Genomic DNA, 14,989 nt, shown 5'->3' on the forward strand with positions numbered 1-14,989 from the left:
GTAATAGTGCCATGACCGCCTCTTGTTTGAACTCTCAAAATGATATGGACTATAAGCATGAATACTAATGCTAAATTTTGCGCAATAGTTGCATGTTTCATCCATGGGGGCAACCCTTAGCAACCAATAAAAATGCACATTTAGTGAATATCTAAGCTATTGTTATTTAATGAGCTAAAAAATAAAAAATCGATAAATCAATTAGATAAAATATCTAGCTGTGATAGTAAAAACGGGTAATTTTACTCCTTTCTAACTATTTTGCATGAAAATAGAGCAACTAACCGCCTTTATATCAGAAACTCATTGACGATTTGGCACCAATACGGTTTAATGCGCCCCGTTGCCCGGATAGCTCAGTCGGTAGAGCAGGGGATTGAAAATCCCCGTGTCCTTGGTTCGATTCCGAGTCCGGGCACCATATTTAAAGAAACCAGCTTAATAGCTGGTTTTTTGCTTTCTGACGTTTGACTCTCCATCGAACGCCGTTCGATTATTCGCCCTGCCAGCAGGACTCACCCCTTCGGGGCCGTCGCAAGCGACGTTCAACACCGCTTCGCGGGTTGTCCGAGTCCGGGCACCATAAAGGTTTACTGAGCGTTAGAGGATGAGGCCAGCAGCGCGTACCGGTTCAGCAGTTGGGTAAATCGGCTGTCTATCTGTTGGCGCAGTGCCGAAGGCGGGGTTTGCCCTGACGCTAACTGCTCCTGATACTGCCGCAGCAACTCTTCCAGCGGTAAGGTTTTTGCCAGCGGCTGCTGGATAGCGTAGACGGCAGATTTCAGTTCAGAGACCGTCATATATCCCCGTTTTTTCTCATCCAGACTGTTCAAGCGCTCAGCCAACTGCCGCAAGCGGTCTTGCGCCAGCGCGTAATGTTTCAGCTCCACCAATGGGGCAGCCCCACTCTCTCGTTGCTGTTGCCACACCGTACTCAACCGTTTGACCTCTGGATTAGCGGGCCACAGCTGTTGCGCCTGCGCTAACAGTGCATCACCCTGCTGTTGCGCCCATAACGGCGGTAACTGTGCCAGTTGATCCAACTGCGCCGCACTGGCTTGCAACACCGGTTCTGCCAGACGCGCCCACTCGATATCTGAGGCCTGATTCTTCAGTTCATCCATTGACTTAGTTGTTAACGGCACAGGTAAAGTCGCAGCGCGAGCTAACAATACCTCTTCCAGCTGAGGGGATGACAATGACTGCCAGATAACAAAACTGCCCACCATTAACACCGCCATCAGTGATAACCCGGCAACAAAACCGTGACCCGCTTTCCAACGCGGCGGCGGAGCGGACAATGCCACCTGAACACTCGGCGGCGCCGGTTCGTTAACAATATAGACCAGTGGCTCACTGACTGCAGCAGACGAAAATGTGGGTTGCACTGGTGATTCAGTGATACCGAGGTGCCGTGCCGGAACCCTCAACCGGACTGGCGTATCAGAACTCGCCTCGGCACTTTCCAGACGCAGTGCGGCGTTATGTAACATCAGGCGAACACCATCCAATTTACTCAGATGCTTGAGTTCTAAAGTTTGCAGTTGAGTACATAGCTGCTCCAGTGCACGTTCAGCCCTATACACCAGCGCCAGGTCGCCATAGCACAGTGTCATGGTGCGCCAGACTTGCTGTAATCTGTCACTCAACCAGGCCAGTAACGCCACTCGGGCATGAGTTTGCGGTGGCCACAATGCGCTCCATTGATGAGACAGCAAGCCCGCCAGCAACTCCAGCCCCTCACACAACCCAGCCAGTCCTGCGATGTGAGTCCGCGCCAGGGTAAAATCTACCGTGGTCTGCAACTCAACCCCGTTCTGGCGAAACAGCGCTAAACAAAGCTGCTCGACCCGCGCCCAATCAACATCCGGGCGAGCAGGATGATGTAATTTGCCGATTTCGTCACGTAAGGCACTAAATTCAGCAAAATGGCGCGGGTCGCCGCCGGTTTTAACCGTCCGCTCAGTATTCGATATCATGTGTTTGTCTTCCCTGAATAGGCGTTAAGATGACTCACCCGTATTGAGATAATGTTGTTGTTTAAGATGACGTATCAGCACCCGCCCTTCCGGCATAAACGCGGTGCCAAAGTGCACCAGCCCCAACTCTTTTAGCTCGGCGTCAATGCCATATTCCAAATGCCCCGGGGTGGATTGGGGTAGCAGCACCACATTGAGACTTTTCAACCGTGGCTCATATTTCAGCAAGGTGTCAGAGAGCGTGGTCAGCAGTGAATGGGCGGTGCCGGGCATCCCTTGCAAGATTTTGCTCATGTCTGGCAGGCCGTAATCCGGCAGATGGCTGAGCGTACCGGCGCGGCAGTTAAGAATGCGCTGCATATTGTCGAGCACCGACAGGACGACCTGATTGGTTTCGCTCACCTGATGAAGGTCAAGCTCACCCGCGACGTTGCCGAACAGCATTTCATAGAGAGAAGGCTGGGGCATCTTACTTATCCTTCAGGGGTAACAGCGTCATGCCATGATTATTCAGTTCAATCTGACGGGCCTTATCGGGGTCGAGGTCGTCACGGCTCAACACCACCCGCCAGGTGTTGTTAGCGATATCAGGTGCCAGAAACATACCCGCGACTGCCACATACTGCGCTTTTTCGTCCAGCGGCATATCAATGGACACCGCAGCACCCGGGCGAATACGGATATCTTTTTCAGCAAGTAAATCGGCTTTGATGGCCTGGCTGTCCTCGGCAAATAATGAGGGATAATCGGTACCGTCAAATGTTTTGCGATCCTGTAGCTGATAGATGCGCACCACCGTGGCCAGTGGGGCACCGGTCGCGTTGTTGTTTACCGCATCCCGCGCCTGTATATCCAGATGCAGGGTTTTCACCTGCTTATAAAAAATGGATTTTGTTACGGCGACAGTGCCGTCACTCACTTTCTGGGTCAGTCCACATCCGCTCAGGGTGGATATCATGACCAGCATCAGTAATGCAAAACGTGTTTTACCAGCGGTAATCGCCATATTCATCGGTGTCCCTTCGGTGAAGATTTTCCTGAACACGCTGATAGCGGCCCAGATTAATTGTGATCATTTCAGTGTCGGTGGGTGTGGTTGACGCGACGCGCTGTGTCCGCATTACGGCGGTTCTGCCTAACAGAATCCCGGTGCTTTTCGGCTGGCAGGAGAGCTGTGCGTCAGGCAGTAGTGCGCGTAACACCGTCAGTTGTAAACGCACATGCAGCCGCGACCCCAGATACACCTGCAATAACGCCATTAAATCCGTGTGCAATTGCCCGCCGGGTAGCCACTCGCGGGCTTCATCGGGATTATCGGTCTTCAATCTCAGCAATACCTGACTGTTAACATCCACCGCGTGACTGCCCATTACCGGGCTGTTACTCATGCTGGCGGGGTGACGTGCGCTCAGGGCCAGTGGATTGCGCAAGGGGATACGGCAGCGGTCATGCGCTATCACGTGGGCATCTGTTTCCGGTGCCAGCAACTGAACCAGCGCAATAATGCCTTCACTGGTGCGCGTGGGTAGGCGCATCATGCCAGTCAGTGCCAGAAAACGAGACACCGGCGTGGCGATATTCTGTGCACATCCCTCAATACCCAGACCACAGAGGCTCAGCAGATACCGAGAGGTTTTATCGGTGCCGCCGGGTGAAAAACTGGCCGGATAAGAGTACTTGCGCCAAACGCGGTAGTACTGCGTGATCAGTCGGTGATTGAAAATGTCCAGAAAGTCGCTGACCGCCTCATGCCCTTCGCGGCGCTGGGTAATATCGTCGATATACGCAGTAGGCAGTGGCGACTCCACGCCATACAGTCCCATAAAGGTGGTGCGGATGGTCGGTGGCAGGTGTGGATGCGCGGGTATTTCCACCCGTTTAAATTCACTGGCCGGAAACCCCATGCCCGGATGGGGACGAAAACGCACCGGATCGTGCCTGACCTGCCAGTGACTACCCAATGGCGGGGCATCCGGCTGGCTTTGCTCCAGTAACTGACAGAAGCGATAAAACTGGGTATACGGCAGTTTATCCCACAGTTGTTCGATTAGCCGGGCAGACGCTGATTGTGATTTTCTTTCCATCGGATACATTTCCCGGCAGGCTGAACGATAAGAGTGAGCTGATTGAACAAGTGGATGTCAGCGTAAAGGGCAAAGAAACGGTTGAGCATCTCGCCAAACAGATGAATGTCGCCTTCGCCGGTAAAGCCGTTGCCATCCAGTGTCACTTCAATGTCGATACCCCGTAACAGAAAGCCCTTTTCAAAACGCTGCGTCTGGTGGTGCTGCACCTGTTGAATGGCATCAAGACGGCGATTATTCAGTTCATCCCCTTGCCAGTTGTACAGCTCCAGCGTCCCGCGTAGCACCTGTGCGCTGCTCATCAGGTTGAGGTAACTTGAACCCAGATGGCTCAGTACCCGCCACTGGAAGTGGTCTTCCGCCGGGGGATAAGAGGGTAACGTAGGCTTGCAGAGATTGCGTACTTTCAGCGGCGTCTGTAACACTGCTTCGCAGCGGTCCAACAACGTGCTCTGTAACGCTTTGCGCGGGAGCTGACCATTGGTACCGGTAATTTTCAGTGACACCGCCTCGCGGGTAAACAATCGGTCCGCTTCCCATTGCTGGCCGCCGAGGATCAACCAGGTATCATGCAGCCCGGTCACCCCTCGTTTTACGCGGGTATGGTAATAGCGTTCCGGCGCATGACGTCGCTGCATTCCGCCACGATGGCGAAAACTGGTAAAAGGAACATAGGTGGCATCGGATGTCCGTTGCGAACCGGTCACAGCGTCGATGGAGTAAATTTCGGTGTGCCCATCCTGCAAGCGGCGCGGGCGCAGCATATACTCACTTTCCAGCCCATTGATGGTTAACGGGTCAGCTTCCAGCGAGAACAGGTTAATCACCGGTACACAATGCAGGTTAAGCGCGTCATCCCTGACCGGCAGATCACTTTGCCACTGACAATCAAACACCACTTCGATATCAAACCAGGCAATACCCGCTGGCAGCGTCACGGTTTCCAGCCCGTTCAGATGCACGAACATAAACTTCTCGCGGAAAGTGAAATATTCCAGTAATAGCTGATAACCGCTGAATGCGCTGTCGCCTTTGGGCCACAGCAAATCTTGGTCTGCAAAGCCACCGGGCGAAAACCAACCATCCAGTTTTATTCGATCAACCTGATTGGGTAGACGCAAATAGAGCGCGGCCTGACGCCGGGTCAGGGCCAGATGTAACGCACTGCTGACCGCCGCCTCTCCCGCCAGATAAAAACACAAGCGACGTAAGTCCACCTGCAACCAGTCAGCTTGTGGGCTGCATGCCAGTCGCAGACGCAGCACCGAACGGCCGTCTGGTTCGGTCGCCATCACCACGGTTGAGACGGCGAGCGGGTTGAGTACCATATCGCGTGTAGTTCGGTACTGGCAGACGGTATTCTTCGGCCCAATGGGGCGGGAATAGATTTCCATGCCTTCGGGCACGATTTCAGCCATTTTCATCGCTGGAACATCCGGGGTCAGCGCCACCACCGACAGCGAGGGAATAGTGCGTAGATAGTGCGGCCACAGCATGCTCACCAGCCCTTCGGTAAACTCCGGCAAGTCGTCATCAATTTTTTCGCGCAATCGCCCCATGGAGAAGGCAAAGCCTTCAAACAGGCGTTCGACGTAAGGGTCAGGCGTACCGGGTTTATCCAGGTCTAACATCGCTGCCCGGTCAGGGTGAGTTTGGGCAAACTCTTTAGCTGCATCGCGCAGATAGCGCATTTCGGCGTCGTAATAACGCAGGGTAAGGTCTTTCATGGTTTTCTTTTTATCAGGATAGGGTTATCGATTAACCACACAGCACCGCAGCCCGTGCCGGGTCGAGGGCCACTAATCCGGCGAGCAGGTTTTCCATCTCGCCATGCAAGCGTGATTTGTCCGACTCGGTTCGGCTGGCTTTCATGCGCAGCAATTTCAGGCGACGGGCTTTCACTTCAAACAGTAATTCCGGCTCCCATTGGGTGAGCGTCATCAAGGTCGCGTTCCCCTCCAGCTCACCCAGCAAATGCAATGCCATGTCGTTTTTTCCGTACTGCTCGGCGACCCGCGCCATCAGCAGGCGGATCAGCCACTGATGGCGTGGCGTGCGGGCACCCGGGCGGTTTTGCAGCCAGTTCAGTGCCGCTTCCACGCCTTCGCTGTCGGCTTGCGCCAGCGCTTCCGGCTCCAGTTGCAAAATATCGTCATCCCCGGCCGTACTGGCGGAGGCTGCCGGTTCACTGCCCCAACTTTCTGCTGCCATCACCTGCTGGGTTATCCAGTTTTGCGTCACTGCGTCGGCGAACGGGGTGCCGTCATTAAACGCCAGTGCTTCAAGCCCCGGCAGGCGGGTCAGCAGGCCATTTAAATCTTGCTGAATGATGTCAGCCCAGCGCTCATGCAGCCCGCCTGTTTTGGTCAATGCCTGATGGGTATACCACTGGAGATCCAGCCACAGGTGATTAACGCCCTGAGCAAATAGGATGTCGGCTTGTTCCAACAATTCCAGCCAGCTTTGTTGCAGATAAAGACGTTTCAGCAGGGCGCGGTTCTCCGGTTTGGGTGGGGCCAGACGGGTACATCCGTCAGTTGCCAGCGGCGGCAGTTCATGCAGGGTGTCCAGACGAATGCTTTTCATCAGATGATGCCCCGACAGCCAGCCGTTCGGCTGGTCGCGCAAAAAAACCGCCAGCAGTTTTGCCTGATCGAGCAAATCACGCCCGGAGCTGACGGCTTTCAACGCAGGAGCATCAGGCACAGAGTGGCGAGGGAGACTGCTGTTTTGTGGGATAACGGCATCAGGGCCGCCGGACTGCATTAGCCGGTTTTCTAATGCCGCATACAGGCTAGCGAACTGAGGGCGGATGGACGCATCCCAGCCGCCAACACTTTCCTCGGTTAACACCAACGCGCCCACAATGCGTTCAAAGTCAGCTTTTGTGACTTCCGGGTACAGTGACAGGCTATCCAGCACCCGGCTACCCGCCAACCATTCCAGTGCCAGTTTGCGGCTGTTGCCACGTTGTGGATGCAGTGCATCACCAAAACGTTGGACCAACCCGGCCAGCAGAGCCAGGCCATCCGCCAGCCCGCTTTCGCCATCGATGTGCAGTCGCGCCCAGATATAATAGGTCGCGACGCGCACATCTTTGCACGCACCGGTCAGCAGCTTCTCCGCCAGTGCACAGACCAAACCAGTATCTGCGCCGGACAGTTTGTTGACCTCTTCACGCATCTGCTGGAAATCATCGTCATAACCGGGGTCCTCACCCACCGGTGAATCCGGGGCAATGGGGACCAGCCATTTTTCCCAGAGCGAAATCTGCTGCTGGACCTGCTGCGAAAGCGCCTGCGGTTCGGCATGGCAGGCGCTGAGTAAGCTGTGCAACGTAGCCATCAGTATCCCTCTTCTGTTGCGGTATCCGTTTTCTGAGCGCCACCGGTGGCATCCACACTGAATATTTGCGTCGGTAAGACGAAGTTACGCAGTTTCAGTAACGCCAGCGGGCCTTCTCCAGCTTCAGTGCGTAAGGTGTAGTTCAGCGGCCTGCCATCAGGCGCTTTCCAGCTAAGATTAAAACTGCTGTTGACACCCTGATACGGGGTGACCTGCGCCTTATCCAGTAAACGGATCCACCCCCAGGCCCCGGGGAGATCGGCAAACTGTCGGGTACCGGCCTGGGTGCTTATCCAACTCAGGCTAGCACCCGGTGCTTCGGTATCATGGGGCCAGGTGAAACGTTTCCACACTGGCAACTGGTTGTAATAGCTGAGCTTCTGGCTGTCGATCACCAGATCAGTCTGCATCACGTCTTTCGCGGTACCGGGGCGCAGTTCAAAGCGTATGCCCGCTTCACCGTCGGCAAACACCACGTCAGACAAATAACTCAGTTGGTCCACCGCTTTCAGGAATGCAGGGTTAAATGTCAGCCCCTGAGCATTAATGCTGTCCGGCACCCAATGGCTGCCCTCTTTGTGCAGCACGCCGTTCAGCCGGGTTTGCAGAAAACGGGCGATACGGCCACTGTCGCTGTTGAGATAACGTGCCAGCAGCGGGAGTGACACTTCACTGCTGGTATCTTTTAACGGATAACGCCCGCCGAAGGTACTGTTCCAGTCATCGACGATAGATGCCTGCCACTGGGCATTCAGGCTCTGAGCGGCAGGGGTTAATACCTGCTGCCACGCCTGTTCCATTGGCTGGACAAATACCGTCTGGCCAAATCCACTCCACTCCTGACCGAGGCTGGCGGCAACCAGACTGCCATAATCACGGGTTTCGGTCAGATCGACCGCTTTGCCCTGAAATACCGTCTGCGCCAGAGTCTGGGTCATGGCTTGAGGATCGGCAGCATTCACCACCTGCTGAAGTTTAAGGCGTACTTGGGTAACACGGGTCAGGAAGGTTTGCAGACTGAGGTGGGTATTGCCCTGTCCGCCGGCCTTGCCGTCCATCAGCGCCAGTACCGGACCAAAAGTGGCATCCAGCGGCCCCTGTGCACCCGCTTGCTGATCAATAGCGGGCTGCTCATCGCGGTTTAACAGATTTTTGGCCGATTTGACCAGCGAATCAGACAACGCCTCACCGGTTTGCCCGGTTTTCCCCTGTACGCTCAGGGTGTTCATTAGCGCCACCAGGGGGGACTGACGCACGTCTGCCATCAGGGTGAGTTGGTCGATGGAGTCCGATAACGTCTGTGCTTGCTGCCAGTGCAGACTGTTGAGAAAATCCAACCAACTGGTAGAGAAATCAGCGAAATAGCGCGCTTTCAACCGCGCCTGCAGGGCTTCGGGAGAATCCTGCTGTAATGCGGTATTTTTACTGTCACTCAGTACCCAGTCCATCTCTTCCCGACGCTCACTGGCCACTTTTTCAATCGCCGGTTTTACTGCGTCATCCCAGGCTTTACGGGTGAACATGCCCGGCACCACGGCATCGGTGGTAAAAATCCGTTCAGCATCGGTATCACCGGTCATATCAGACAGGCGCAGATCAGCATACTGATTCGCCACCTGAGCCAGCATCTTCTGATAGAGCGAAGATTCACTGTTACGGGCACCCATCTGACTGATCAACCGGGTACGTACCTGACTGACCAGGTTTTCATCCAGTTTCAGACGCCAGGCCGGGTGCAGGGAAAGATTACGGGCATAAAAATCCAGTAGAGCGGGACCGCTGCCCTGCCAGAGGCTGTCCGGCACACCACTGCGCTGTGGCCAGTCATGAAGCAGCGTGGTGCTAAACCATGGCGCATCCATTTTCTCCGGACGCGCCAGCATCAGATAGCGTTTTAACTGCTCATAAGCGGGTTTTACCAGTGTGTCGCGCAACGGAGAGTCAGGGGGGAGCTGCGCCATGGTGCTGAGTTGCTCTTCAAGGTGACGAGCGGCAGCATCGCGCAGCAGCGGGGTGGCGCTGGCCTGATAGTGTGGCCAGAGCGCGGCCAGCAACGCATCATTCTGACTCAGACCAAACCGGCTGTACCAAGGCGCACCTTGCTGTTGGCGATATTGCAATCGGTCTAATGTGTGTTGCAGATCCAACTGCGCCTGAAGACGGGCGGGCAACGGTTGCTGCACGTTAGCCGCCAGTTTCACCTGAGATTCACTGGTATTTAGGGTGTCGCGGTTGACCAGGAATGACATCACCATGCCCGCCCCCCACAACACCATGATGCCCGCCAGCGCCATCGCCAGCGTTTTACGCCAGGCAAACCCCAGCTTTTTCGCCGCTAAGCCTGCGGGCAATGACGGCAGTGAATCAATCACCACATCCCAGCGGTTATCCTTGCCCCAGTGGTGTTTCACGCTGCGTTTTGCATTGACCGACGCCGGGCTGAATATCACCCCCGCCAACGGTGAAGGTCGATAGGGATTCAGCAGCGTCGCCAGCGGGCCGGCGACAGAGTCCGGCTGACGCGCTAACTGATCCGCCAGTTGCAATAAAAATGGGTGCTGGGTGTTGCTGCTAATCTGTTGCGTACCCTGCTCAATCAGCGACGGCACCAACCCGGCAAGCTGTGTACTCAGTTCGCCAGCGTTACACCCCGCTGGCAGTAAACAGCCGACGGATTGGGTGATGCGATCGGCCCCGTCATCGGCATGCAGTGACCAGACATACAGCGGCAGCCGCCAGCCGAGCAGCTCAAAACGTGCCGCGAACGCTTGTGCCACGCTGTCCATCATATCGACGGTGAGGGTTGTTTTAGATTCTTGCTGACCAAGTGTCGTGCGTTGAGCCAGGGCTGAGGTCACCCAGACCACCCCATCCAGCGGACGGCGGCGTAATTTACGTAAAGCACTCAGCCATGCGCTATCAGCCTGCGCCCCCAAATCGCCTCCCCACAACAGCACGGTGCCACTGTCTTCCTGCCAGTATTGCGATGTCAGGCCGGGGGTGAGCTGTTCAACCTCCGCCGCACTGCCGGTGAGTAACAGAATGCGCACTTTGCGGGGCCAGAAGCGGCCGTATTGCTTCTGGAGGCCTGTTTTAATATCAGACGTTAAATTGCTGTTGGACGAAGTTTTATTCGTTGCTTCCTTTTCTTGTTTCGTCAGTAGTTTTGGTTTAAAAGCAATCTGCCTTATGCTTTGTTTCCATCGCCACCAAAATGCCATCCCAATAAGCCCCATCAGAAGAGCCGAAAAAATCCCCCCCCATATTAGCCAGGCAGTAGAGATCAATACGCCTCTGTCTACCAGTTGGCGCTGGAAAACTATCAAGAGCAGGGCACTAACCCCGGCCAAACCAATAATCAGAAGAAAATATCCCCAAAAACCATAGCGTGGTGGCCGAGATCCTTTCTCTTGGTTCATGAAAATAACTCCTTGGTAATGAGACACATCGAACCTGACGATTGTGGCTTTTGATAAATGATCAGTTGGTTTTGTGAAGTCTTGCTTGCAGCTTCTACCATCATGCTCAAAGACAGCCCCAAAATAAGTTCTCCTGGTGGGCCGAAAGTCAGGTCAATATAATGAACAGGTTTCTTTTTAGGTAATATCCAATCATGAGAGTCTGCATATAAAGCGATATTCACCGCGGTATTCTCTGTATCACCCGATAACCAAACATGCTCTAATTCATTAAAATCTAATTTGTTGTAATCAAAAAGCATATTTAGATCATCTGACAGATTTCCGGGTGCTAATGGCATTAGCCTTCCTAATCCTGCCAATACGGGATAACCATGTGTGTTAATAAAATCTGGTGAACTAATCAGTTGCGCTGAAATAAGTTCACTGGATTTTTGCTGTATGTTATTAGGCCAGTTTTGCAAGCACAAAATTAAAATCACGCCCTTGATTTCAGACTCAAGACTCAATTCATCGATTTCTTCAATAGAAGAGATAAATTCAGGCAAAAGATCCCACTGACCGAAAACAGCAGATTGAATTGTTTCACGATGGAGTACTGAAGAATGTAATACATATACGGTGTGTAAATAGTGACGATAGCCTGAAGACTGACTTTCGAGCTTATCATCAATCTCATTTAATCGTGATGGTAAAGTTTTTTTGTCTCCGGCTAACGGGCGGGCCTTTTGAGGATACATAGGGATTTTAGCTTGCTCCCCCAAAATCGAGCCAATACCGTCAATCTCTGGGGTCAATAAAACATTACCCACTACGGCGAGCTGCTTTCGACTCCATTGTTGCCATTGCGCCTTCGTTTTTTGTGATTCTTCATGCCAGGCAAACGCAGATGCACCTGACTGCTCATAACGGTTAAGTATTACCCCAAAAATACAAAACCATAGTAGCAGAGCAGGTAATACACCATAAAGGAGTATCGGGGTATATGTCGAAAAACGGCCAATAAATAAAGCAGCTCCAGCCCCTATTATCAACATAATGATTAAAACAATTATCCACAGACTATAACGAGGCGGAGATAATACAGATTGCTCAGGGATTTCAGGAATAGGCCAACCCATAATTATGACTCAATGCTGTTTTCGGGATGAGAACTAATAACTCGACAACCACAGGCACACAGACAGTTACTCACAACAACAGAAACCCCCTCTTCCATCTCAGTGGGTGAACCTTCAATAATTTTATTATTTCCATGCCCTTGTATGGGACAAGAAACTAAATCACCGACTAATGCAACCTGCACTCCATTAATAAACATGGTAGATGACGCTGTGATCACCTTTCCCCCATGCGTAGTAGCATCACCTAAGCAAACTATTCCTGGCATTCCTTTCTCCTTAGTTATTGCTAGATTTAATGAGGCAATCACTCATCCAAGAAAGCTCCGGGCCTGACTCTTAACGTCTGGCTTATAGCATCCCAGAAATTGACTATTTCATTCTGACTATAAGGTGATGGCGTTAATTCATCATTAAGAAGTTCCAAGCTAAATACAGGTTTTTTAATTCCGCCGACTTTTTCATTTGTGATGAGTATAAAATCATAGCGTTTATTATCATTTGACGAGTATTTTCCTGCAGCAAGTAACTCTTCAGTATCTAGTTTGTTAATCTTACGCGCTCCCTTTCGTAATATGTCACCATTACTAGATAAAAGATTTTTCCATATATTATCACTACGTTCTAATAAGCTGTCTTTTTCTTTAGTGAAGTTATCTGTTGATACTCCGAACCTCAACTGACTATTATTTTCACTTCTAAAGAGTAGATCGATCTCTTCTTTATCTTTTCCATTGTCGGAAATAAAAGCATTTGGGATGCAGGTTCCTGCTGTTGTAGGAACTTCATATTCAGCTCGACCTTGAACTCTAGATAATAAATCGATCAACTCTGACATTCTTTCCGGTGCGGTGTTTACATAAACACTTGGAGTAGATTTACGTTTATTTTCATATCTATCAGCCATAGCATTTGTAAATTCAGTTTCAATCTTAATAGCTACACCATTACTGTATAAATGGGTTTCTAACACCCTAAATGCATCATGAGTACCAGGGCTTTCGACCCTCTCGAAAATAATTCCTGTCAACCCTAGTGGCAGTGGATAGGTTTTCTTAAGATAGGGCATATCTTCCGGATTAATTGTTGCTGTAGTGCGTAATTGTTGTTCACGAAGACGAACTCGCTGTTCAAATGCAGGTAAATAAATGCGACTAGTGGTTATTTTACTTTCGTTAATATTTACCTGACTGTTTTCTGCAATAGAATACGATTTTGGTAAATCGATCAAATAGCGACCAATGCAATTGGCTTGCATGTTTTTTAATAAAATTTCCACGTTTTTCTTCTCTCTTGTTGTTAGTTTTGTCTGGAAAGGGGCTTCAACGCTATGGTTCATATTCCATATTCCATATACAACTAATATTAATACTATAGCGATACAGTAGCGCAATTTTTTTTTCTTAATCATTATGGTAGGCCAGTTTAGTATTATTGACTTCTTGGGATATCTTGATTATTGCGCGAAGTGTAAATAAACGAGCATTTTCTGTATCAGAATTTTTAAAAGCCCCTTCATGATCAACCCCAACACCTAGCATTGCTTTTAACCCGTTACTTGTAAACTTAGCACCCTCAACAGGCACTGTACCATCACCAGAACCCGATGGCGCAGAAATAATATAACTCTTTTTTTTCCATTGCATACTGTCAGGGTTGCTTACAAAATAGGCCGTCCGTATATTACTGGTTTCGCTATTATGAGGATCATATATGATACCGCTGTATGCAACATCAGAGGTATTCTGGTTATGATTTCTGTCATAATAGCCAGGTATATAACCTTTCCAATTTAATTTTCCAAAGGATGGATACTTATCCCCATCATTACCATAAAATGCATATGTGTTTTTATGGAACTTACCATCCAAATTTTCAATAAAAGTTTGTACATTTTTTTCAATAATATATAAATATTTATCCCAACCGGAATCTAGAGCTATTTTATCAACTTTTCCTATTTCTGGATTAATAAACCGATCTTCGCATAAACACCACCATGCATTTCTTTCTTTGTATATCTCTTCAAAAGGGTCGGTGACAGGTAATCCATCACTAATTCCTTCTATTTGTAACCACCCCATTCCGTAACGTTTGCTAGGTAGAAGCTGTAAGGGACCTGGGGATTGTGCCAAGACAGAGGTCATCTGTGCGCCATCGCTGCCGATAACAAGACCTGCACCTCCAGATTCACCCGCTTTCATTCTTTTATATGCCATAGGCGAACCAAGTGTAGGCATGACACCATGAACAACACCTAAAATATTATCACTGCCATTTAAAAGTTCAGAATAGTGGCGAGCAACAAATCCTCCCATAGAATGGGTCACCAGAATTACCTTATCACAAAGCATGTTTCTTGAATTATACCCATCAACTATTGTTTTAATTTTTTCTTTTAAGATATTTGCCGATAAGTCATTTGATTGTAACCAATTATAGCCTACAACCTCTAGTGGGAATAAATATTTATAGCTATGTTCAACATCATCCTCAGTGAGGGTCGAATTTCCCTCGCCGAATTCAGCATTAAGGCTAATGTCAATTAGTTTTTCCCTCAATGTACGTTTACCATTTTTAGATTTTCTATTATTCTCCATAGTACTATTATCGTTTAATGATTTCTGAAGCCAAGGAAGAAATTCCCCGTAGCTCATATAACCTATTTCTCCCCAACCTCGTGATCTTCTGGTTGAGAACTGTCCGACTTCATTATAAAATTCTAAATCTATTGAACCATTAGGATCCACAAAAGTTTTATGAGGATCTAGAAGCCTTTTTCGTTTTTCAGCCCCTCTAAAACCCCAATCACCAAAAGTCGATAGTGTATTATTTAAACGCCACACACTTTTCCCACTTCCGTCCATTAAATTAGTACCCATGACTCCAGGCAGAAATAATACTGGAATTACTCGTGTTGGGCTCTTATAGATTATTGCTTTTGCATTTTTTTGTTTTTCGACTTGCTCAAGACCATAATAATGGAATTCATTATCATCATTTACTTTAGAGGAAAAATTATTTCCTAACGCATCATTCAT

Annotated in this window: 11 protein-coding genes and 1 tRNA gene; 1 reads left to right on the top strand and 11 read right to left on the bottom strand. The window is 50.2% G+C overall.

What is annotated here, in order from left to right:
• The first annotated feature begins 345 nt into the window (after positions 1–345).
• A tRNA-Phe gene (locus HRK25_RS02390) sits at positions 346–421 on the top strand.
• A 169-nt stretch (positions 422–590) separates the two neighbouring features.
• Here HRK25_RS02390 and HRK25_RS02395 read toward each other — a convergent pair.
• The 11 genes from HRK25_RS02395 to HRK25_RS02445 form a co-directional block, all read right to left on the bottom strand.
• Positions 591–1,979, bottom strand: a complete 1,389-nt coding sequence (locus HRK25_RS02395; RefSeq protein ID WP_005272297.1) for a VasL domain-containing protein — start codon at positions 1,977–1,979, stop codon at positions 591–593.
• A gap of 24 nt (positions 1,980–2,003) precedes the next feature.
• Positions 2,004–2,447, bottom strand: coding sequence for a type VI secretion system baseplate subunit TssE (gene tssE / locus HRK25_RS02400; RefSeq protein WP_032896958.1), 444 nt, complete (start codon positions 2,445–2,447; stop codon positions 2,004–2,006).
• A gap of 1 nt (position 2,448) precedes the next feature.
• The gene (gene tssJ / locus HRK25_RS02405) at positions 2,449–2,985 is read right to left on the bottom strand and encodes a type VI secretion system lipoprotein TssJ (RefSeq protein ID WP_276324388.1); all 537 of its coding nucleotides are present in this window, start codon (positions 2,983–2,985) and stop codon (positions 2,449–2,451) included.
• Positions 2,966–4,072, bottom strand: a complete 1,107-nt coding sequence (gene tssG / locus HRK25_RS02410) for a type VI secretion system baseplate subunit TssG (protein WP_032896954.1) — start codon at positions 4,070–4,072, stop codon at positions 2,966–2,968. Before tssG ends, tssJ begins: the two co-directional genes overlap by 20 nt.
• Entirely contained in the window at positions 4,027–5,790 is a 1,764-nt protein-coding gene (gene tssF / locus HRK25_RS02415; protein WP_005272284.1) for a type VI secretion system baseplate subunit TssF, read from the bottom strand. The genes tssG and tssF overlap by 46 nt, the downstream gene beginning before the upstream one ends.
• Before the next feature lie 31 nt (positions 5,791–5,821).
• Positions 5,822–7,408 (bottom strand): type VI secretion system protein TssA, encoded by a 1,587-nt coding sequence (gene tssA / locus HRK25_RS02420; RefSeq protein ID WP_032896952.1) that lies wholly within the window; start codon positions 7,406–7,408, stop codon positions 5,822–5,824.
• Positions 7,408–10,644 carry an ImcF-related family protein gene (locus HRK25_RS02425; protein WP_071984894.1) on the bottom strand — a complete coding sequence of 1,079 codons (3,237 nt, stop codon included), beginning with the start codon at positions 10,642–10,644 and terminating at the stop codon, positions 7,408–7,410. The genes tssA and HRK25_RS02425 overlap by 1 nt, the downstream gene beginning before the upstream one ends.
• 179 nt (positions 10,645–10,823) lie before the next feature.
• Positions 10,824–11,948 (bottom strand): hypothetical protein, encoded by a 1,125-nt coding sequence (locus HRK25_RS02430; RefSeq protein ID WP_005272280.1) that lies wholly within the window; start codon positions 11,946–11,948, stop codon positions 10,824–10,826.
• Positions 11,949–11,950: 2 nt separating this feature from the next.
• The gene (locus HRK25_RS02435) at positions 11,951–12,217 is read right to left on the bottom strand and encodes a PAAR domain-containing protein (protein ID WP_032896949.1); all 267 of its coding nucleotides are present in this window, start codon (positions 12,215–12,217) and stop codon (positions 11,951–11,953) included.
• A 38-nt stretch (positions 12,218–12,255) separates the two neighbouring features.
• Positions 12,256–13,359: a T6SS immunity protein Tli4 family protein gene (locus tag HRK25_RS02440; protein ID WP_032896948.1), complete on the bottom strand. Its 1,104-nt coding sequence runs from the start codon at positions 13,357–13,359 to the stop codon at positions 12,256–12,258.
• Positions 13,352–14,989, bottom strand: a complete 1,638-nt coding sequence (locus HRK25_RS02445; protein ID WP_005272264.1) for a lipase family alpha/beta hydrolase — start codon at positions 14,987–14,989, stop codon at positions 13,352–13,354. Before HRK25_RS02445 ends, HRK25_RS02440 begins: the two co-directional genes overlap by 8 nt.

The organism is Yersinia bercovieri ATCC 43970 (assembly GCF_013282745.1).
Taxonomy (GTDB): Bacteria; Pseudomonadota; Gammaproteobacteria; order Enterobacterales; family Enterobacteriaceae; genus Yersinia; species Yersinia bercovieri.

Excerpts from the sequence above, each read along its gene's own strand:
- tssG (WP_032896954.1), bottom strand. The coding sequence starts at position 4,072 with ATGTATCCGATGGAAAGAAAATCACAATCAGCGTCTGCCCGGCTAATC.
- HRK25_RS02435 (WP_032896949.1), bottom strand. The coding sequence starts at position 12,217 with ATGCCAGGAATAGTTTGCTTAGGTGATGCTACTACGCATGGGGGAAAG.
- tssE (WP_032896958.1), bottom strand. The coding sequence starts at position 2,447 with ATGCCCCAGCCTTCTCTCTATGAAATGCTGTTCGGCAACGTCGCGGGT.
- HRK25_RS02395 (WP_005272297.1), bottom strand. The coding sequence starts at position 1,979 with ATGATATCGAATACTGAGCGGACGGTTAAAACCGGCGGCGACCCGCGC.
- HRK25_RS02440 (WP_032896948.1), bottom strand. The coding sequence starts at position 13,359 with ATGATTAAGAAAAAAAAATTGCGCTACTGTATCGCTATAGTATTAATA.
- tssA (WP_032896952.1), bottom strand. The coding sequence starts at position 7,408 with ATGGCTACGTTGCACAGCTTACTCAGCGCCTGCCATGCCGAACCGCAG.
- tssF (WP_005272284.1), bottom strand. The coding sequence starts at position 5,790 with ATGAAAGACCTTACCCTGCGTTATTACGACGCCGAAATGCGCTATCTG.
- tssJ (WP_276324388.1), bottom strand. The coding sequence starts at position 2,985 with ATGGCGATTACCGCTGGTAAAACACGTTTTGCATTACTGATGCTGGTC.
- HRK25_RS02430 (WP_005272280.1), bottom strand. The coding sequence starts at position 11,948 with ATGGGTTGGCCTATTCCTGAAATCCCTGAGCAATCTGTATTATCTCCG.
- HRK25_RS02425 (WP_071984894.1), bottom strand. The coding sequence starts at position 10,644 with ATGGGGCTTATTGGGATGGCATTTTGGTGGCGATGGAAACAAAGCATA.
- HRK25_RS02445 (WP_005272264.1), bottom strand. The coding sequence starts at position 14,989 with ATGAATGATGCGTTAGGAAATAATTTTTCCTCTAAAGTAAATGATGAT.